This window comes from Microbacterium sp. F1-18 (assembly GCF_052921305.1).
In genome coordinates, this window is the sequence record NZ_JBREVD010000004.1 from 50186 (window position 1) to 70305 (window position 20120).

Sequence of the window (20120 nt, forward strand, 5' to 3'; positions counted from 1 at the left end):
CGGTCCCGGGTGCCGTACGCAGGCTGAAAGCCGTCGGACGGCACCGTCGCCCCGCTCACGGCACGCTCAGCCTGAAGCCGGCCTGCTTAAGAGCCTGTTCACGCGACCCCGGCGGCCCGGATTCGACACCGAGCTGAGTCTCGCGCTCGGCCATCACACCGGGTCGGGCTCGGGGCTTGCGCGTCCCGTCTACAGGATGAACGTCCCGGACCCGCCGCGAGGAGTCTCCGCGCGACGCTCAACCTGCGCACGGCACAGGTGCACGGGACCGGTCCGGATCAGACGCGGAAGATCGTGTGGACCGGGCCGCAGACGTCCTGGCCGCCGAGCTCGGTGAGCTCCATGAGCACGGCGGTCCCGACGGTCCGGTGCCCGAGACCTTCGAGCAGGCGCTGGGCCGCACGCAGGGTTCCGCCCGTGGCCAGCACATCGTCGACGAGCAGCACGCGGGTGCCGCGGGGCAGGTCGTCCGCCATCTCGATGGTCGCCTGACCGTACTCGAGGTCGTACGAGACGGATGCCGCCGGGCGCGGCAGCTTGCCCACCTTGCGGATCGGCACCATGCCGACGCCGCTCGCAGCGGCGACAGCTCCCGCGATGAGGAAGCCGCGCGCCTCGACGCCCGCGACGACGTCGAACTCGCGCGCGAACGGAGCGATGATGGCGTCGATGACGGTGCGCAATGCGGTCGCGTCGGCGAGCAGCGGCGAGATGTCGCGGAAGAGGATGCCCGGCTCGGGAAAGTCCGGGATGAGCGCGATGAGCGACTCGGCGTGCTCGAGGGGGTCTGAAGTCACCGAACCACCCTAGGCCCGTTTCGAGGAGCCGCCGACGGCGGAACCGCGACTGCAAGCGCTTGCACTAGAGTGAGCGCCATGACCTCCTCCTCCGTGGACACGGCGGCATCCACCCTCGCCCCGATCGGGATCTCCCGGCCCGGCGCCGAGTGGTGGCGCACCGCCGTCATCTATCAGATCTATCCCCGCTCGTTCGCCGACGCCTCGGGAGACGGCATCGGCGACCTCGCCGGCATCACCTCGCGCCTGAGCGACCTCGCCGAGCTCGGCGTCGACGCCGTGTGGTTGAGCCCCTTCTTCCGTTCACCGCAGAAGGACGCCGGATACGACGTCTCCGACTACTGCGATGTCGACCCGCTGTTCGGCACCCTCGCCGACTTCGACACCATGCTCGACGAGGCGCACGACCGCGGCATCCGGGTCATCGTCGACCTCGTCCCGAACCACTCGTCCGACCAGCACGCGTGGTTCCAGGCCGCTCTCGCCGCCGAGCCCGGCAGCCCCGAGCGCGCGCGCTACATCTTCCGCGACGGCAAGGGCGAGAACGGCGAGGAGGCGCCCAACAACTGGGAGTCGGTCTTCGGCGGCCCCGCCTGGACCCGCACGACCAACCCCGACGGCACCCCGGGCCAGTGGTACCTGCACCTGTTCGACTCGACGCAGCCCGACTTCGACTGGGCCAACCCCGAGGTGGGCGACGAGTTCGAGCGCATCCTGCGGTTCTGGCTCGACCGCGGCGTCGACGGGTTCCGTGTCGACGTCGCCCACGGCCTCGTCAAGTCCGACGGCCTGCCCGACTTCGTGCCGGCCGAGGACGCCGGATCGATGGGCGGCGACAGCCTCGACGTCCCCTATTGGGGCCAGGAGGGCGTGCACGACATCTACCGCCGCTGGAACCGCATCCTCGCCGAGTACGAGGGCGACCGCGCCCTGTGCGCCGAAGCGTGGCTGCCGACCGTCGACGAGACCGCCCTGTGGGTCCGCCAGGACGAGATGCACCAGGCGTTCAACTTCCCCTACCTGCAGACCGAGTGGGACGCCGATCACCTCACCGAGGTGATCTCCGAGTCGCTGCGCGCGTTCCCCGCCGTCGGCGCGCCCGCCACCTGGGTACTCTCCAACCACGACGTCGTCCGACACGCCTCGCGCCTGGCTCTCACGGCGGAGAACCCCCAGGGCCACGGGCTCGGACCCGACTCCCCCGGCCAGCCGGATGCCGTCGTGGGACTCGCCCGCGCCCGCGCCGCGACGACGCTCATGCTCGCCCTCCCCGGCTCGGCCTACCTCTACCAGGGCGAGGAGCTCGGGCTTCCCGAGGTCGTGCACCTGCCCGACGACGCCCGTCAGGACCCGACCTGGTTCCGTACCGACGGCGAGCGCTACGGCCGTGACGGATGCCGCGTGCCGATCCCGTGGGAGGCCGACGCCCCCGGTTACGGGTTCAGCCCGACGGGCGCCTCGTGGCTGCCGCAGCCCGAGGAATGGCACGACCTCGCGCGTTCGGTCCAGGACGGCGACCCCGCCTCGACCCTGACCCTCTACCGCGAACTGCTCGCCGCTCGTCGCCAGCACGACCTCGGCGCCGGCACGCTCGAGTGGGTCGACCTGCAGCTCGGCGACGACGTCGTGGCGTTCCGCAACGGCGACGTGCTCGTCGTCGCCAACACCGGCACGAGCGCGGTGACGCTCCCCGCCGGTGAGATCCTGGTCTCGAGCGTCGCGGGGCTCACCGGGACGACCTCGGGAAGCTCCGAGCTGCCCGTCGACGCGGCGGTCTGGATCCGCACGAGCTGACGGAAGGAGCGGGAGATGGTCGGCATCGACGACGTCGCGCGACGCGCGGAGGTCTCGACGGCGACCGTCTCCCGCACCCTCAGCGGCCGGGGCCCGGTGTCACCCACGACGCGCGAGCGCGTGCTGCGAGCGGCATCCGACCTGGGCTACGTCGTCTCGTCGGCGGCGTCGAGTCTCGCATCCGGGCGCACCCGCAACATCGGCGTACTCGTGCCGATGCTCGACCGGTGGTTCTTCTCGCGCGTGCTCACAGGCATTGCCGCGACCCTCCAGCGTGACGACTACGACGTCGCGCTGTACGCCCTGACCGCCGAGGCCGACGAGCGCCGCCGGGTGTTCGCCACCTCGCTGCGACGCCAGCGGGTCGACGGGGTCATCGTGGTGTCGATGGCCCTCGCCCGCGACGAGATCGCGCAGCTGGGCGACCTGGGCCTGCCGGTGATCGCCATGGGCGGGCAGCTCGCCGGCCTGCGCTCGCTCACCGTCGATGAGATCGAGGTCGCCCGGACGGCGACCGAGCATCTCCTCGACCTCGGGCACCGCGACATCGCCCACATCGGCCTGCATCCGCAGTTCGAGGGCGACTTCCACATCCCGTCACAGCGGCGACGCGGGTTCGAGGCCGCACTGGCCGAGGCCGGCCTGCCCGCGCGTGGCGACCGGTTCGCGGCTGCCGATTTCACGATGGCCGGCGGCCACGAGGCCGCGACGCGGCTGCTCCGTGGCGCCGAGACCCGCCCGACCGCGATCTTCGCGGCCTCGGACGAGATGGCGATCGGCGCGATGCTCGCCGCGCGCGAGCTCGGGCTGCGCGTTCCGGAGGACCTGTCGGTGATCGGGGTCGACGGCCACGACCTCGGCGGGTTCTTCGGCCTCACCACGGTCGATCAGTTTCCGGGACGACAGGGCGAGCGCGTGGCCTCGGCGATGATCGCGGGGCTGCGCGGGGCAGCATCCGAACCCCCCGCCGACCTCGACTTCGCGCTCGTGGAGCGGTCGAGCACCGCACCGCCCGCCTGAAACCGCCGTGGCATCCCGGGCAGCGTGCAGGTGCGCTCCCGTAGGCTCGATGTATGGCTTTGGACCTCGACGCCCTGTACACGGACCTCCACCGGCACCCGGAACTGTCGTTCCAGGAGACGCGGACGGCCGCTGTCATCGCGGCCCGGTTGAGCGAGCTCGGCCTCGAGTACGAAGAAGGCATCGGTCGCACCGGTGTCGCCACCGCCATCCGCAACGGCGACGGCCCGGTCGTCTGGCTGCGCGCCGACATGGATGGCCTCCCGGTGCCCGAGCAGACCGGCCTCGAGTACGCCTCGACGGCGCGCGGCGTCGACCCCGCCGGCAACGACGTGCCCGTCATGCATGCGTGCGGCCACGACATGCACGTCACCGCGCTCCTCGGCGCCCTCGAACAGCTCATCGCCACGCAGAACGAGTGGTCGGGAACCGTCGTCGCCGTCTTCCAGCCCGCCGAAGAGTACGGAGCCGGCTCGCAGGCGATGATCGCCGACGGCGTGCTCGACCGCTTCCCGAAGCCCGACATCGTGCTGGGCCAGCACGTCACGCCCCTGCCCGCGGGTGTCATCGGCGTGCGGCCCGGCACGCAGATGGCGGCATCCGACGGCCTCAGCGTCGTGCTGCACGGTCGCGGCGGACACGGCTCGCGCCCGCACTCGACGATCGATCCCGTCGTCATGGCGGCAGCGACCGTCATGCGCCTGCAGACGATCGTCTCGCGCGAGGTCGACCCTCGCGATGTGGCCGTCGTGACGGTCGGCTCGATCCACGCCGGCCTGAAGAACAACATCATCCCGGCCGAGGCGAAGCTCGAGCTCAGCCTGCGCTACCCCGACGACGCCGCGCGCGAGCGCGTGATGGCGAAGGTCGAACGCATCGTGCGGGCCGAAGCGGCGGCGTCGGGCGCGGAGACCGAGCCCACCATCACCGTCGACCACACCCTGCCCCCGACGATCAACGACCACACGGCGACAGCCCGCCTGAGCGCCGCGTTCGAGCGCGCCTTCGGCGAGGGGAGCGTCGTCGACCCGGGCATGTTCACCGGCAGCGAGGACGTCTCGTGGTTCGCGCGCGAGGCCGGCGTTCCCCTCGTGTTCTGGTTCTGGGGCGGCGTCGACCCGCAGAAGTTCGCGGATGCCGTCGCGGCGGGGACCGTCGAGCGCGACATCCCCACAAACCACTCCCCGTTCTTCGCGCCGGTCATGCACCCCACGATCGAGCGCGGTGTCGAGAACCTCGTCGTGGCAGCCAAGGAGTTCCTCGCATGAGCGACCCCAACGACCCGTTCGCCGATTTCGAGCCGTACGAGCCCCCGGAAAAGCCCGGGCGCGCGAAGCGCGAGAAGACGCCGCGCGAGCCTCGTGAGAAGGCGCCTCGCGAGCAGCGCGAGCCTCGCGAGAAGAAGCCCCGCGCGTCGCGTGAGCCCGGACCCAAGCGCGAGAAGGCGTCGGGGATGGCGCCGGTCATGGCGGGCTGGCCCGACGAGCCCCTCGCGCCGCGTCTGGCCGATCAGCACGACGACGGAGGCGGCGGCGACCGCCGTCTGCTCGTCATCCTCTCGAGCATCGCGGGGCTGCTGGTCGTCGCGGTCGTCGTGGTCTTCGTGATCTACCTGACGCAGCAGTCGCAGCGCCAGGAGCCCGCGGCTGATCCGGTGCCGACCGCTCCGGCGACGCAGTCGATTCCGCAGCCGTCGGACACCCCGGTGCCATCGGAGAGCCCGAGCGCCCCCGCGGCGACGTCGGGCGTCGCGGTGACCGCCGACGGGTTCACGATCGCCGACGCGAGCGGTTCGACCGTCTTCACCCACGCATGGGCGGATGACGCGGCTCCCGCCGTGGCTGCCCTCACCGAGCTCTTCGGTGCCGCGCCGACCGAGGACTTCCAGAACGGCGACGCCGAGAACTACGCGTACAAGATCTACGCCTGGGAGGGCTTCCGCCTGTACGACGTCTTCCTGAGCGAGGGCAACCGTCCGCGTGCCGAGGTGCCCGCACCGACGTTCATCTCGTACGACTCCGACATCGACGTCCCGGTGACCGACGACTTCGGCGTCGAGCTCGACATGTCGGCCGACGAGGTCGCCGCGCTCGGTCCCGACTCCGGGCAGGGCGGGTCGTTCGTGTTCGGCTCGGACCGCAACACGTTCTACCAGGACGGTCAGCGCCGCTTCGGGGCAGCCGTCACGGTCGAGGGCAGCAAGGTCACCGTCACCTACACCTTCCGCGCCGGTCGCTGATCCGGGTCCCCGGCGCCGGGTGCCGGGGACGCCGATGCAAGGGTTCGTCACCGACACGCCGCGGCGCGGCATCCGCACGCGGCGCGTTGTGACCGATTCGTTGCATCCGCGTACCGCCCCGGGATGCCGCCGGCGGTGACTGCCCTGCCAGGATGGCGAGTATGACCACAGCGACATCGCGGCGGCCCCTCATCGTGCTCTCGATCGTGGCCGGGGTGCTGTTGATCGTCGCGGCGGTCGCCGTGTTCCTGCTCACGCAGCGCGATGGCGCGCCCGCGGCGGCGCCGTCGTCGCCGGCTCCGACCAGCGCGACACCGGCGCCTACCCCAACACCCACGCCGACAACGACGCCGACAGATGCCGCTCCCCTCGCGGCCGAGATCGTCATGGCGGCGACAGGTTTCACGATCGTTGCCGACGACGGGTCGACGCTGCTCGAGTTCCGCTGGCGCGATGAGGTCGGGCCCGCCGTCGCCGCTCTGACCGAGGCGTTCGGAACCGAACCTCAGCTCGGTGTCCAGACCGGAGACGGCAGCCACTTCCCCGACTACACGATCTACGACTGGGCCGGATTCACCCTGTACGACATGATCTTCGTCGACGGCAACAAGCCGCGAGATGAATACAGCATCCCGACGTGGGTGAGCATCCGGGCGAACGAAGTACAGACAGTGCCCATAACGTCTGAGTTCGGGCTCGCCATCGGCTCGCCGGCAGATGCGGTGCGCTCGAACGGTCCCGATGACGAATGGCCGATGCCCGAGCACGGCGAACTGCGCTTCGTCTTCGATATCGACCGGACTGATGTCCTCTCGCCCGAGGGCACCGTGCAGGACCTTTCGTACAGCGTGTTCGCGGACACGGCTGAAGGCCTCGGCCTCGTCGACATCCTGTGTCGCCCCTACAGCGGGCTCTGATCTCGAAGCGGATGCGGCGGTTCGGCAACACTCTGGTGACGCTCGGCGCGGCGAGATTGCGCAGGATGCCGCGCCAGGCGTAATGTCGCCCGCCGTGACCACTGACAGTCGCGAGCCGGGCGAGGATTCGACGCCCATCGCCAAGCGCATCCTCATCGGCGATCCGCTCGACTCCGAGAAGCTCGACGAGCAGCTCCTGCCCAAGGGCCGGGCGCTGCCGATCTTCGCCTCAGACGCCCTGTCGTCGGTCGCCTACGCGCCGCAGGAACTGCTGATGATCCTGGCGATCGGCGGCACGGCGATGCTCGCTTTCAGCCCGTGGGTCGCGCTCGCGGTCGTGGCCCTGCTCGTCGTCGTCGTCCTCAGCTACCGGCAGCTGATCAAGGCCTACCCCTCGGGCGGCGGCGACTACGAGGTCGCACGCACGAACCTCGGCGAGAAGGCGGGCGTCGTCGTCGCGGCCGCGCTGCTGGTCGACTACATCCTGACGGTGGCGGTGTCAGTAGCCTCCGGTGTCGACAACATCATCTCGGCGCTGCCCGGGCTCGCGCCGTGGCGGGTCGAGTTGGCGGTCGGCTTCGTCGTCCTCATCATCATCGTCAACCTCCGCGGCGTGCGTGAGGCCTCGTCGGCGTTCGCCGTGCCGACCTACATCTTCATCGGTTCGGTCGGCGTCATGGTGGCGACGGGACTCATCCGCACGTTCCTCGGCGATGCGCCCGTGGCGTCGAGCGCGCAGTTCGCGATGGAAGCCGAGAGCCTCAGCCAGGTCGCGCTCATCCTGCTGATCCTGCGGGCGTTCTCGAGCGGCTGCTCCGCGCTGACCGGCGTCGAAGCGGTGTCGAACGGCGTGCCGGCCTTCCGCGCCCCGAAGGTCGAGAACGCGCAGAAGACCCTCGTCATGATGGGCACGATCGCCATCCTGCTGTTCTCGGGGCTGACGGCACTCGGCCTCATCACCGGCGTGCACTACGCCGAGGATCCGTGCGCCCTCGTCGGCTTCGATTGCGTCAACCAGCCGCAGCCGAGTCTCATGGCGCAGATCGCCGCCGCGACGTTCGGCATGGGCTCGATCCCATTCTTCATCATCCAGGCCGCGACCGCGTGCGTGCTGCTGCTGGCCGCGAACACCGCGTTCAACGGGTTCCCGCTGCTGGGGGCGGTGCTGGCCCGCGACGGATACGCGCCGAAGTCGCTCAACACCCGCGGCGACCGTCTCGTCTTCTCCAACGGCATGATCATCCTGGGGCTCGCCGCGATCCTCGTGCTCGTGGTCTTCCAGGCCGACCTGACGACGCTCATCCAGCTGTACATCATCGGCGTGTTCGTCTCGTTCTCGCTGGGCCAGGTCGGCATGGTCAAGCACTGGAGGCGCGAGCTGCGGCTGCTGCATCCGACTGCCACCGCCGACCGCGCGGAGGCCCGACGCGGTCTCGTGATCAACGGAATCGGAGCGACCTTCACCGTGGCGGTCCTCCTGATCGTCACGGTGACGAAGTTCACCCACGGCGCGTGGCTCGTGTTCATCGCCATCCCGATCCTGGCTTTCCTCATGGTCGGCGTGAGCCGCTACTACCGCGACGTCGAGCACGAGATCGCGATGGACGACGACGTGCACTTCGGGTCGACGGGGGACGTCGCCCTCGTCCTGGTGAACCGCCTGCAGAAGCCGGTCGCGAAGGCCATCGATTACGCCCTGTCGGCCAAGCACGACAAGACGATCGCCGTGCACGTGGCGGTGTCGAAGGAGTCCGCGCAGGACGTGCAGACCGAGTGGGAGGTGCACGGGGTGCCGGTTCCGCTCGTCATCATCGAGTCGCCGTACCGCCAGTACGCGGCTCCGCTCGCCGCCTTCATCCGCAAATACCGTGAGAAGCACGGCTCGGCGGTCGTGACGGTCTACCTGCCGCAGTACATCGTCGGCCACTGGTGGGAGACCTTCCTGCACAACCGACGCGCACGCCGCATCGCGCAGCAGCTGATGATGGTGCACGGCGTGCAGATCACCCTTGTGCCCTGGTTGCTCGATTCGTCGGAGATCGTCTACGGCCGGCGCTCGCGCCCCATGCCCGGCGATGACCGCGCGGGCCGCGCCTCCGCGACCTACGGCCTCGTGGCCCACACTGATTCGCCCGACGAGCGCTGAGCCCGCGCCCGCGCCGGGCGTCCGCGGGCCGGGTCGATGCGAGAACGTACCCTCGCCGCGACACCGCACCCTCCACGGTGCCCTCTCGCGCGAACGGTAGGCTCTCGCGCACTGCGTGCCCGGTGCCGGGCGTCCGTCAGGCGTCGAGAAGGAGACGTTCGCGGTGGGCGAGGAGGGCGGCGGTGCGCGTCTCGACGGCATCCGCCCGCTGGACGAGGTAGTCGCCGAGGCCATCGAGACGCAGGCGAAGATCGGATGCCGCGGCCTGCGCGTCGGCGATGCGCTGGCGCACCATGAAGTCCGCGATCACGTTGTCGAACAGCACGTCGAAGACGGCGAGCGACTCCGAGATCTGCACGCCCGCGAGGGGCGGCGCGTCGATGTCGGCGAGTTCGGTCGCCAGAGTCTCGAGCGCCCGGTTCACGACCGTGAAGGCGCGGGCGGACCGTCCGATGCGGTCGTGCTTCATCCAGTCGGCGACCATGCCGCCGCCGAAGAAGGTGTCATAGGTCGACCAGCCTCCCGCGGAGTCGAGGGCCTGCTGTGCAGCGCCGAGAGCCTCCTGGGACCGCTCGAGCGCCGACCGCGCCTCGGCGATCTCCCGTGCCTCGGCGCTGAGCACGCCGGCCTCGGAGTCGAGCCGCGTGAGCTCGGCCGCGGCATCCGGATCGGCGGCCCGCAGTTCGTGCTCGCGCCGGGCGAGGGCGGCCGCGTAGGCGGCATCCACGTCGCCGAGTGCGGCGATCTCGTCCTCGATCCGGGCCAGGTCGACCCGGGCGTGCGCGAGCCGCTCGGTCGCGCCGTCGACGGCATGCTCGGCCGCCTGCTGCTCCGCCCGCTCGACCGCAAGCTTGTCGTCGATGTCGCCGCGGAGGAGACCCCACACCTGCGCCGGCGAGAAGCGCTCGAGACGGCGCACGTCGGCGGTCTCGACCCGCAGCTTCTGCTGCAGCTCGGCGAGGTCGCGCTCGCGCTGCGCGACGAGGCCGCGGGCGGCGTCGGCGTGCGCGGTCAGCTGGTCGCGCCGCGCGCGGTCACGCGCCGCATCGTGCAGTTCACCGGAAGTCGTGTCGCTCATACCCCTCATCGTGCCAGCGCGCCGCGCTCGTCCGCAGCGAGCGCGTACCGGTGCCGCGAGCGCGTACCCCACACGGTGCGTTCTCGCGGCGGGGGTACGTTCTCGCCGATCCAGCTCGACCCGACCCGAGCTCGCGTCGGCGGGCGGGCGTAGCCTAGAGGGGTGAGCTCTCCCGCCGTTCCCGCCGCTTCGCCGCGCGTCAGCCCGCTCGACGCGGTGTCGCTGCGCGCCGACTTCCCGATCCTGTCGGAGCACGTCAACGGGCACCGGCTCGTGTACCTCGACTCCGCCGCGACGAGTCAGAAGCCCACCGCGGTCCTCGATGCCGAACGCGACTTCCTCACGCACGCCAACTCCGCCGTCCACCGCGGCGCGCACACTCTCGCGGCCGAAGCGACCGATCTGTTCGAAGATGCCCGCGCCACGGTCGCCGGCTTCGTCGGGGCGCAGCCCGAGCAGCTCGTCTGGACCAGCGGCGCGACCGCGGGCCTCAACCTCGTCGCCTACGCGATCGGCAACGCCACGCTCGGCCGGGGCGCACCCGCATCAGCGCCCTACGCGCTTTCCCCGGGCGACGAGATCGTCACGACGGCGATCGAGCACCACGCCAACCTCATCCCCTGGCAGGAGCTCGCCGCCCGCACGGGAGCCGTGCTGCGCCACATCCCCGCACGGGCCGACGGCACGCTCGACCTGGATGCCGCGGCAGCCATCATCGGCGAACGCACCCGGATCGTCGCCTTCACGCACGTCTCGAACGTGCTCGGCATCGTCAACCCGGTCGCCGAGATCGTCGCGCTCGCCCAAGCGGTCGGCGCGACGACGGTGCTCGACGCCTGCCAGTCGGCGCCGCACCTGCCGCTCGACCTCCCCGCGCTCGGCGTCGACCTCGCCGTCTTCAGCGGCCACAAGATGCTCGGCCCCTATGCGATCGGCGGGCTGTACGGCCGCGCCGAGGTGCTCGACGCACTGCCGCCGTTCCTCACCGGCGGGTCGATGATCACCACCGTCACGCTCGACCACGCCGAGTACCTGCCGGCTCCGCAGAAGTTCGAGGCCGGAACGCAGGCCGTCGGACCCGCCATCGGTCTCGCCGCCGCCGTCCGCTACCTGCAGGATGTCGGGCCCGCGAACATCCACGCGCACGAGGTCGCACTCGCCGAGCGCATGGGCGCGGGGCTGCGCGAGATCCCCGGCATCCGCCTGCTCGGCGATGCGCCGGGCTCCGACCGCGTCGGCCTGTGGTCGTTCGACGTCGCCGGTGTGCACGCGCACGACGCGGGCCAGTTCCTCGACGCCCAGGGCATCGCCGTGCGGGTCGGACACCACTGCGCCGCGCCGCTGCACCGGCAGTTCGGGATGACGGCATCCGTCCGCGCCTCGACGGCGCTGTACAACACCGAAGACGACGTCGACCTGTTCCTCGACGCGGTGCGCGGCATCCGCGGCTTCTTCGGCGTCACCGACGAGGCCGAAGGGGCACACGCATGACCGGGCTCGACTCGCTGTACCAGGAGCTCATCCTCGATCACTCGAAGCACCCGGTCGGAAACCCCCTCCACGACGTCGGCGACGCGGCGCATGCCGATTCGCACCAGAAGAACCCCGTCTGCGGCGACGAGATCACGCTGCGCGTCGCCGTCGACGGCGACCGCATCACCGAGGTCTCGTGGGAGGGCACCGGCTGCTCGATCTCGCAGGCCTCGGCCTCGATGCTGGCCTCGCTGGTCGAAGAGGAGATCGAGGGTGACGGGATGACGCGGACCGACGCGGTCGCGCTCATCGAGCGCTTCCGGGAGGCGCTGCGCTCGCGCGGCACCATCCCCCTCGACGAGGAGACCTTCGGCGACGCCGCGGCGCTGTCGGGCGTCTCGAAGTTCTCGGCTCGCGTCAAGTGCGCGATGCTCGCCTGGGTCGCGCTCGAAGACGGTCTCGGCCGCGCCTGAACCGCGTCGCGGCCGGTCAGGCCGACGGCCAGGCGCCGTTCAGGCCGACGGCCAGGCGACGGATGCCGCGGGCCAGTCCGACCGCTGCAGCTCGGCGAGCGTCTCGCGCTGGCGCTGCACCGACTCGAGCGAGTCCGTGCGGAACGCCGTGGCGACGACGACCTCGCGCCAGTACTCGTCGCGGTCGCGGTACGTGGTGAAGGCCCGGCTCGCCAACGGCTCGAGCAGTGACCACGCCTCGTCGGCCGTCAGGTAGCCGGCGACGTACGCGTAGCGGACACCGCCGATCGCGCGCTCGATGTCGGCGGCGAGCAGCAGTCGCGGCGGGCGAGCGTCGTCGCCACGGGCGAGGTCGTGGATGTCGAAGACCGGCAGATCGGTGAGGGCCGCGATGCGCGACATCATGTGCTCCGCGGCATCGCTCTGCGCGACTTCGGCGAACCGTGTCGAGAGCACGCCCCGCGCGAGCGTGTCAGCCACCAGCAGCTCGGCGTCGGAGCGCGAGACGATCTTGAACTGCTCGTCGAGTGCTGCACGAAGCTGCTGCATGCCCGGCAGCGGAAGCGCGAACCACGGTGATCCGTCGGCGCCGTCGCGGTGCTTCGAGCGCAGATCCTGCGGCAGCTCGGCGAAGGTCGGCGTGAACGCGAGCGACGAGTTCCAGCCGCGCATCGCGAAGTCGCTCGCGGCGTCGAGGGCGAGGATCTGCTGCTGTCGCGGCGTGAGCGGGCTCCGCGCCACGAGGGCGAGGTACTGCCGCTGCGCATCTCGCGGAGCGCGGGCGTCGCGCGCGGCGAGGACGATCGACGCCACGAGCAGGCCCGCGCACATCCCCAGGAAGAGACCGAACAGGTTGTTCCCGAAATCCTCGCTGCCCACCAACACGTAGGACAGCACCAAGCCCAGGATGCCGATCGGCACCGCGATCGCCGTCACGGGCAGGGCTCGCTTGCCCATGGCTTTGGGGTCGGCCTTGCGCCGCGCGTCCAGCATCCGCGTGTACCGCCGCCGCGGGCGGACGGGGAACTCCACGTCGCCGGGATGATTCTGCAGGGCGATCACGGGTTCGGTCACCCCATCATTTTGTCAGTACCTCCGTCTCGAGACGGGCGTACGAGTCCTCCATGCCGTCGGCCATGCCGGTAGCGAGAATCATGTCGCGCGTCTCCTTGTCGGGGTACTCAACGAGGAGCGTGAGGAGGGTGGCGCCGTCTTCTTCGTACAGCTGCAGATCGTTGATCGTGCCGGGGCCGTCGGCTCCCGACATCCGCTCGGTCGTGACCTCGCGCCGGGGCGCGTCGAGCTGCAGCAGTTCGCCCTCGAATCCGAACGCCGTCTCGGGAGCGCCGTCCTGCTCCCACGCGTAGCGGTAGGTGCTGCCGACATCCGTGGCGGGTTCGGCGACCGTCATGGTCCAGCCGTCGGGACCCAGCATCCACTTCTTCAGCAGCTCGGTCTCGTGATGCGCACGCCACACGAGCTCGCGCGGACCGTCGATGAAGCGCGTGATGCGCGCGTGGGTGTCGTCGAGCAGCTCGACGCGGGTGCCCTGGCCCTGCGCGAAAGCGCGGAGGTCTTGCACGACAGCGTCGAGCTGTCCCATCGCGAGGCGCGAGCCCTCGATCGCGCCCATGGCGATGACCTGCTCGAGGCCCTCGGCCGAGGTGAAGTAGGTGACGTTCGTCAGCCGCGAGCCCGTGTCGGTCGCATCGAAGGAGAACACCATCCGCATCGCCGGGAACTGCTCCATCGGCTCGCCGTTCTCGTCGGCGAAGGCGTCGAGAACCTCGAAGCTGCGGCCCTCGTCGATGGCGATGAACTCCCAGGTGCCCCGAGACTTCTCGCCCTGCGGGCTCGACATGGCGTACTGCGCGCGTCCGCCCGGGGTGAAGTCGAACCGCGTGAACGTCGCGGGCCAGCCGGGAGGGCCCCAGAAGCGCTCGAGCTGCGCGGGCTGCGTGAACGCCCGCCAGAGGCGGTCGACGGGCGCGGCGACATCCGCCACGAGCGTCATCGTGAGGTTGTCGGCATCGGTGGTGATGTCGGTGACGGGCATCGGATTCTCCTTCGAACAGATGGTGCGCGTGCGGTGTGGTGCGGTTCTGTGGGTTTGCGGGGTCAGTCTTCGGGCTCGGCGAGCAGCGCGTCGAGGCGGTCGACGCGGGCCCGCCAGAGGTCTTCGTAGCGGGCGAGGAGCGCACGGGCGCGGGCGATCATGGCGGGGTCGGCGCGCACGAGCCGCTCGCGCCCCTCGGCTCGCTTGACGATGAGGCCGGCGGTCTCGAGCACGCCGACGTGCTTCTGCACCGCGGCGAACGACATGTCGTAGTCGGCTGCGAGCGCCGACACCGACTGCTCGTGCTCGATCGTCCGGCGGAGGATGTCGCGACGCGTCGCCGTCGCGAGCGCGTGGAAGAGGCGGTCGATGTCGTCATCGCTCAGCTCGCTCCGCTCGCTCGGCCGGGGTTCGTTTCGTGCAACCATTTGGTTGTACGTTAGGGCTCGGGTCGGTCGGTGTCAATGCCCTGGCCGATCGAACTTCGGAGATCGGCGCGAAAGTCGGACCAGGATGCCGCATCCGTCCGAATCTCGCGTGATTCTCCGAAGTTCGCTCGGACGCGGGCGACGCGGGCACCTACCCGCGCGGCTAGCGCGAAGCGCACGCGACGCACATCGTCGCGTGCGGGCGCACCTCGAGGCGCTCGACCGGGATGTCGCGGCCGCAGCTCGCGCAAACGCCATAGGTTCCGGCGGCGACGCGGGCGAGCGAGGCTTCGACCTCGGCGAGCTCGGCCCGCGCCGCGCGGCGCAGGGCCTCGACCCGCTGCCACTCCCCCGACAGTGTTGAACCCTCGGGGTCGTGCTCGTCATCGGCTGTCGCGTCGGCACGGTCGTGGCGGAGGCTGTCGTCGTCGGCATCCAGCCGGTCGAGCTGCACGGTGAGCTCGCGCTTACGCTCGTGCAGTCGCGCTTCCGGGTCCATCCCGCGACCCTACGTCAAGCCGGTGACATCGAAGCCCCGATCGGCGCACGCTGGGGGCGGAAGGGAGTACGACATGACCGATCACCACGACAACGAGGCTGAGCACGCCGACGAGGGCGCCGAGCACGCACCCGACGAGACACCGTCGACGGAGGAGCTCGAAGAGCCCAGCGTCGCGAAGGAGCCGGGCGAAGAGCCCAAGGCTCCCGAGAAGAAGGACGAGGAGCCGAGCCACCACGCCGTCGGCATCGGGGTCATCGACGACGAGTCCTCGCCCCTCGCGCCCTGATCCCTGGAATCCCGCACGACCGTGAGGGCGGCGTGAGGAGCGGGCGCGAGGCCGTATGAATTCCGTGAGGACGACGGATGCGGCGTCCGACGGGGTGTTGCATCTGATCTCGTGCTCGACCTCATCTATCTCGCCGCGATCCTCGCGCTCTTCGCCGTCGCCGGCCTCATCGCCCGGGGGGTCGAGAAGCTGTGATGGTCTTCTCGCTCCTCGCGGCGGTGCTGGCCGTCGCCGCCATCGTCTACCTCGTCGTCGCCCTCGTGCGGCCCGAACGGTTCTGACGTGGATGCCGCGCAGATCGGGTTCGCGTCGCTGCAGATCGCGACCCTCGTCCTCATCCTCGTCCTGCTGTACCGGCCCGTCGGCGACTACATCGCCCGCGTCTACACATCGCCGCGCGACCTCGCCGTCGAACGGGGCGTCTACCGCCTGATCGGCGTCGACCCGCGCACCGAGCAAACCTGGCAGGCCTACGCCCGCGGCGTGCTGCTGTTCTCCCTGGTCGGCGTCGTGGTCGTCTACGGGCTACAGCGGATCCAGCCGCTTCTGCCGTTCAGCCTCGGCCTGCCCGCACCGAGCGAGCACCTCGCGTTCAACACCGCCATCTCGTTCGTGACCAACACCAACTGGCAGTCGTACTCGCCCGAGGCGACGCTCGGCTACACCGTGCAGTTCGCGGGTCTCGCCGTGCAGAACTTCGTCTCGGCGGCGGTCGGGATCGCCGTCGCCATCGCCCTCGTCCGTGGCTTCGCCTACCGCCGCTCCGGCACGATCGGCAACTTCTGGGTCGACCTCGTGCGCGGGCTCGGCCGCATCCTCCTCCCGATGGCGATCGTCGCGGCCGTCGTGCTGCTCGCGGGCGGCGTCATCCAGAACTTCGCCGGGTTCACCGACGTGCAGACCGTCGCCGGCGGGGCGCAGTCGATCCCGGGCGGGCCGGTCGCGAGCCAGGAGGCCATCAAGCTGCTCGGCACGAACGGCGGCGGGTTCTTCAACGCGAACTCCGCGCACCCGTTCGAGAACCCGACGCCGTGGACGAGCCTGTTCGAGATCCTGCTGCTCCTCGTCATCCCGTTCGCCATGCCGCGCGCCTTCGGCCGCATCGTCGGCGACGATCGCCAGGGATACACGATCGTCGCGGTCATGGGCGGGATCTTCCTCGCCTCGATCGCCCTCGGATCCTGGGCCGAGGCGTCCGGCGGCGGCGCGGCGACGCAGCTCGCGGGCGCCGCGATGGAGGGCAAGGAGACGCGGTTCGGCGTCGCCGCGTCGGCGCTGTTCGGCGGCGCTTCCACGCTCACGTCGACGGGCGCGGTCAACGCGATGCACGACAGCTTCACGCCACTCGGAGGCATGATGCCGATGCTGAACATGATGCTCGGCGAGATCGCTCCCGGCGGCGTCGGTTCGGGGCTGTACGGGATGCTGGTGCTCGCGATCCTCGCGGTGTTCGTCGGCGGCCTGCTGATCGGACGCACGCCCGAATACCTCGGCAAGAAAATCGGGCCCCGCGAGATCAAGCTCGCGAGTCTGTACATCCTCGTGACGCCGACGCTCGTGCTCGCCGGCACGGCACTGAGCTTCGCCGTCCCGGCCGTCCGCGCCGACGTCGAGGGCACCTCGATCTGGAACCCGGGGGTCCACGGCCTGAGCGAGATCCTCTATGCGTTCACCTCCGCGGCGAACAACAACGGCTCGGCCTTCGCCGGCCTCACGGCCAACACCCCATGGCTCAACACGGCGCTCGGCGTCGCGATGCTGCTCGGCCGGTTCGTCCCGATCGTGCTCGTCCTCGCTCTCGCTGGATCGTTGGCCGCCCAAGACGCGGTCCCGTCGAGCGCCGGCACCCTGCCGACGCATCGCCCGCAGTTCGCGGGTCTGCTCGCGGGCGTCGTCGTCATCATCACCGCGCTCACCTACTTCCCGGTCCTCACCCTGGGCCCCCTCGCCGAAGGACTCTCCTGATGTCTGCCTCCCTGACCGAAACCCGGCCCTCATCCGGTCCGTCGTCCGCGGACCCGGACGCCACCCCCGCGCCCCGTCGGCGCAGCGCCTTCAGCTTCGCGCAGGTCGGCGCCGCCCTCCCCGGCGCCCTGCGCAAGCTCAACCCCGCCGCGCAATGGCGGAACCCCGTGATGTTCCTCGTCTGGGTCGGCGCGGCCCTCACGACGGCGATCGCGATCGCGCAGCCGTTCCTGGGCGGCCCCGAGACCTCGGGCGGCACGGACGTGCCGGCCGGGTTCACGTGGGGCATCGCGGTCTGGCTGTGGCTCACGGTGTTCTTCGCGAACGTGGCGGAGTCGGTCGCCGAGGGCCGCGGCAAGGCGCAGGCACAGGCGCTGCGCAAGACGCGGACGACCACGACCGCGCGCCGGGTCGTCTCGTACGACGAGCGGACGGATGCCGCAGCCCGCGGCGCCGCGACCGAGGAAGTGCCCTCGGCCGACCTCCGGCTCGGAGATGTCGTCCTCGTCGAAGCGGGCGAGCTCATCCCGGGCGACGGAGACATCGTCGACGGGATCGCAACGGTCGACGAATCGGCGATCACGGGCGAGTCTGCTCCCGTCGTCCGGGAGTCCGGCGGCGACCGCAGCGCCGTCACGGGCGGCACCCGGGTGCTCTCCGACCGCATCGTCGTGAGGATCACGTCGAAGCCCGGCGAGACGTTCGTCGACCGCATGATCGCCCTCGTCGAGGGCGCTGCGCGGCAGCGCACACCAAACGAGATCGCCCTCAACATCCTGCTCGCGAGCCTGTCGATCGTCTTCGTCGTGGTCGTGCTGGCGATGAATCCGATCGCGTCGTACAGCGCCTCCCCCGTCAGCATCCCGGTGCTCGTCGCACTGCTGGTCTGCCTGATCCCCACCACGATCGGCGCGCTGCTGTCGGCCATCGGCATCGCGGGCATGGACCGCCTCGTGCAGCGGAACGTCCTGGCGATGTCGGGTCGTGCCGTCGAGGCGGCCGGCGATGTGACGACCCTGCTGCTCGACAAGACCGGCACGATCACCTACGGCAACCGGCGCGCGTCGGAGTTCGTCGCGATGACCGGCGTCGACGCGACCGACCTCGCCCGCGCGGCATCCCTCTCGTCGCTATCCGACCCGACGCCCGAGGGCACCTCGGTCGTCGAGCTCGCGGCCTCGCAGCATGTCGTCGCCGAGCTCCCTCGCGACGCCGTCGCGGTGGCCTTCACGGCACAAACGCGCATGAGCGGCGTCGACCTGCCCGACGGCACGCAGGTGCGCAAGGGCGCGTCGGGGTCGGTGCTCGCCTGGCTCGACGCGTCGGCGCGACCGGTCTCAACCGAGGCCCGCGCAGAGCTGCTGCACCACGCCGACGCGATCGCGCAGTCCGGCGGCACACCGCTGGCCGTCGCGACCCTCGACGCGTCGGGAACCGGAACCCTGCTCGGCGTCATCCACCTGAAGGATGTCGTCAAGGACGGGCTGCGCGACCGCTTCGAGGAGCTGCGCTCGATGGGCATCCGCACCGTCATGATCACGGGCGACAACCCGCTGACCGCTGCCGCGATCGCGAGAGAGGCGGGTGTCGACGACTTCCTCGCCGAGGCGACACCCGAAGACAAGCTCGCCCTGATCCGCAAGGAGCAGGAAGGCGGCCACCTCGTCGCGATGACCGGTGACGGCACGAACGACGCTCCGGCTCTGGCGCAGGCCGACGTCGGCGTGGCGATGAACACGGGCACGTCGGCGGCGAAGGAGGCCGGCAACATGGTCGACCTCGACTCGGATCCGACCAAGCTCATCGACATCGTCCGCATCGGAAAGCAGCTGCTCATCACGCGCGGGGCGCTCACGACGTTCTCGCTCGCGAACGACATCGCCAAGTACTTCGCGATCATCCCGGCGATGTTCGTGGGCGTGTTCCCGGGGCTCGCCGCGCTCAACATCATGCAGCTGTCGTCGCCGGCATCCGCCGTCACGAGCGCGATCGTGTTCAACGCGATCGTCATCATCGTGCTCATCCCGCTCGCGCTGCGGGGAGTGGCCTACCGCGCGGCGAGCGCCTCGTCGATCCTGAGCCGCAATCTCGTCGTGTACGGGCTCGGCGGCGTCATCGCACCGTTCGTCGGCATCAAGCTGATCGACCTCGTCGTCAGCCTCATCCCGGGCTTCTGAGCCCCGTCTGGAGACCTGTCATGTCCACCGCTCGCGCCTCGCTGCGCACCTCCGCCGTCGCCGTCCGCGCGATGATCGTTCTCACCCTCGTGCTCGGAGTCGGGTACACCCTGCTCATCTCGCTGATCGGTCTCGCGCTGCCGGCGCAGGCGAACGGGTCGCTGCTGCGCGACGCCGAGGGCCAGGTCGTCGGCTCGTCGCTCATCGGCCAGTCGTTCGCGGATGCCGACGGCGAGGCGCTGCCGCAGTACTTCCAGCCACGCCCCTCGGCGGCCGGCGACGGCTACGACGCCGCGGCGTCGAGCGGATCGAACCTCGGCCCGAACAACGCCGACCTCGTCGCCGCGGTCGAGGAGCGGCGGGCGACGATCGCCGACCGCGAGGGCGTCGACGTCGCCGACGTCCCCGCGGATGCCGTCACCGCGTCGGCCTCGGGCCTCGACCCGCACATCTCGCCGGCATACGCCGAGCTGCAGGTCGCACGGGTCGCGGCCGAGCGCGGGCTCTCGGCGGCGGAGGTGCGCGACCTCGTCGCCGCGCACACGACGGCCCGCGACCTGGGGTTTCTGGGCGAGCCGCGAGTGAATGTCGTCGAACTGAACCTGGCGCTGGACGGTGTCGCACGGTGACGGCATCCGATCCCGAGGGCGGGCGAGCGCGGATGCAAGGGATGCGGGGCGCCGCGCCGAGGCGGGATGCCGTTCGACGGGGTGTCGCGCCCGATCCCTTGCATCGCGGCTCGAGGGTGCGAGGGCGCCGGGCGATCCGG

Annotated in this window: 19 protein-coding genes; 13 read left to right on the forward strand and 6 right to left on the reverse strand. The window is 70.7% G+C overall.

Features of this window, described 5'->3' with window-relative positions:
- Window positions 1–278 precede the first annotated feature (278 nt).
- Window positions 279–797, reverse strand: a complete 519-nt coding sequence (locus ACU6RU_RS12230; protein WP_446726660.1) for an adenine phosphoribosyltransferase — start codon at window positions 795–797, stop codon at window positions 279–281.
- A 78-nt stretch (window positions 798–875) separates the two neighbouring features.
- On the opposite strand from ACU6RU_RS12230, the gene ACU6RU_RS12235 reads away from it, so the two are divergent.
- The 6 genes from ACU6RU_RS12235 (at window position 876) to ACU6RU_RS12260 (ending at window position 8913) form a co-directional block, all read left to right on the forward strand.
- Entirely contained in the window at window positions 876–2591 is a 1716-nt protein-coding gene (locus ACU6RU_RS12235; RefSeq protein WP_446726661.1) for a glycoside hydrolase family 13 protein, read from the forward strand.
- Window positions 2592–2606: 15 nt separating this feature from the next.
- Window positions 2607–3611, forward strand: coding sequence for a LacI family DNA-binding transcriptional regulator (locus tag ACU6RU_RS12240; RefSeq protein ID WP_289330622.1), 1005 nt, complete (start codon window positions 2607–2609; stop codon window positions 3609–3611).
- Between the two features lie 53 nt (window positions 3612–3664).
- Window positions 3665–4879 (forward strand): amidohydrolase, encoded by a 1215-nt coding sequence (locus ACU6RU_RS12245; protein ID WP_446726662.1) that lies wholly within the window; start codon window positions 3665–3667, stop codon window positions 4877–4879.
- Window positions 4876–5850 (forward strand): hypothetical protein, encoded by a 975-nt coding sequence (locus ACU6RU_RS12250; RefSeq protein WP_446726663.1) that lies wholly within the window; start codon window positions 4876–4878, stop codon window positions 5848–5850. The genes ACU6RU_RS12245 and ACU6RU_RS12250 overlap by 4 nt, the downstream gene beginning before the upstream one ends.
- 161 nt (window positions 5851–6011) lie before the next feature.
- Window positions 6012–6767: a hypothetical protein gene (locus ACU6RU_RS12255; RefSeq protein ID WP_446726664.1), complete on the forward strand. Its 756-nt coding sequence runs from the start codon at window positions 6012–6014 to the stop codon at window positions 6765–6767.
- Between the two features lie 82 nt (window positions 6768–6849).
- Window positions 6850–8913, forward strand: coding sequence for an APC family permease (locus tag ACU6RU_RS12260; protein WP_446726665.1), 2064 nt, complete (start codon window positions 6850–6852; stop codon window positions 8911–8913).
- A 136-nt stretch (window positions 8914–9049) separates the two neighbouring features.
- On the opposite strand, the gene ACU6RU_RS12265 is transcribed toward ACU6RU_RS12260, so the two are convergent.
- Window positions 9050–9991, reverse strand: a complete 942-nt coding sequence (locus tag ACU6RU_RS12265; RefSeq protein WP_446726666.1) for a hypothetical protein — start codon at window positions 9989–9991, stop codon at window positions 9050–9052.
- Between the two features lie 162 nt (window positions 9992–10153).
- On the opposite strand from ACU6RU_RS12265, the gene ACU6RU_RS12270 reads away from it, so the two are divergent.
- A complete protein-coding gene (locus ACU6RU_RS12270; RefSeq protein ID WP_446726667.1) occupies window positions 10154–11482 on the forward strand; it encodes an aminotransferase class V-fold PLP-dependent enzyme in 1329 nt (442 codons plus the stop codon).
- The gene (sufU, locus tag ACU6RU_RS12275) at window positions 11479–11937 is read left to right on the forward strand and encodes a Fe-S cluster assembly sulfur transfer protein SufU (protein ID WP_446726668.1); all 459 of its coding nucleotides are present in this window, start codon (window positions 11479–11481) and stop codon (window positions 11935–11937) included. Before ACU6RU_RS12270 ends, sufU begins: the two co-directional genes overlap by 4 nt.
- Before the next feature lie 39 nt (window positions 11938–11976).
- On the opposite strand, the gene ACU6RU_RS12280 is transcribed toward sufU, so the two are convergent.
- The 4 genes from ACU6RU_RS12280 to ACU6RU_RS12295 form a co-directional block, all read right to left on the reverse strand.
- The gene (locus ACU6RU_RS12280; protein WP_446726669.1) at window positions 11977–13011 is read right to left on the reverse strand and encodes a DUF1266 domain-containing protein; all 1035 of its coding nucleotides are present in this window, start codon (window positions 13009–13011) and stop codon (window positions 11977–11979) included.
- A 4-nt stretch (window positions 13012–13015) separates the two neighbouring features.
- Entirely contained in the window at window positions 13016–13993 is a 978-nt protein-coding gene (locus tag ACU6RU_RS12285) for an SRPBCC family protein (RefSeq protein ID WP_446726670.1), read from the reverse strand.
- A 62-nt stretch (window positions 13994–14055) separates the two neighbouring features.
- A complete protein-coding gene (locus ACU6RU_RS12290) occupies window positions 14056–14421 on the reverse strand; it encodes an ArsR/SmtB family transcription factor (protein ID WP_120263818.1) in 366 nt (121 codons plus the stop codon).
- 163 nt (window positions 14422–14584) lie between these two features.
- Entirely contained in the window at window positions 14585–14920 is a 336-nt protein-coding gene (locus tag ACU6RU_RS12295; protein ID WP_103841693.1) for a TraR/DksA family transcriptional regulator, read from the reverse strand.
- A 73-nt stretch (window positions 14921–14993) separates the two neighbouring features.
- Between ACU6RU_RS12295 and ACU6RU_RS12300 the strand changes: the two genes are divergently transcribed.
- The 5 genes from ACU6RU_RS12300 (at window position 14994) to kdpC (ending at window position 19980) form a co-directional block, all read left to right on the forward strand.
- Window positions 14994–15209: a hypothetical protein gene (locus tag ACU6RU_RS12300; RefSeq protein WP_120263819.1), complete on the forward strand. Its 216-nt coding sequence runs from the start codon at window positions 14994–14996 to the stop codon at window positions 15207–15209.
- Between the two features lie 194 nt (window positions 15210–15403).
- Complete coding sequence (gene kdpF / locus ACU6RU_RS12305; RefSeq protein ID WP_064955215.1) at window positions 15404–15490, forward strand: K(+)-transporting ATPase subunit F; 87 nt, start codon at window positions 15404–15406, stop codon at window positions 15488–15490.
- 1 nt (window position 15491) lies between these two features.
- Window positions 15492–17174, forward strand: a complete 1683-nt coding sequence (gene kdpA / locus ACU6RU_RS12310; protein ID WP_446726671.1) for a potassium-transporting ATPase subunit KdpA — start codon at window positions 15492–15494, stop codon at window positions 17172–17174.
- A complete protein-coding gene (gene kdpB, locus ACU6RU_RS12315) occupies window positions 17174–19351 on the forward strand; it encodes a potassium-transporting ATPase subunit KdpB (protein ID WP_446726672.1) in 2178 nt (725 codons plus the stop codon). Before kdpA ends, kdpB begins: the two co-directional genes overlap by 1 nt.
- Window positions 19352–19371: 20 nt before the next feature.
- Entirely contained in the window at window positions 19372–19980 is a 609-nt protein-coding gene (gene kdpC / locus ACU6RU_RS12320) for a potassium-transporting ATPase subunit KdpC (RefSeq protein WP_289330610.1), read from the forward strand.
- Window positions 19981–20120 lie beyond the last annotated feature (140 nt).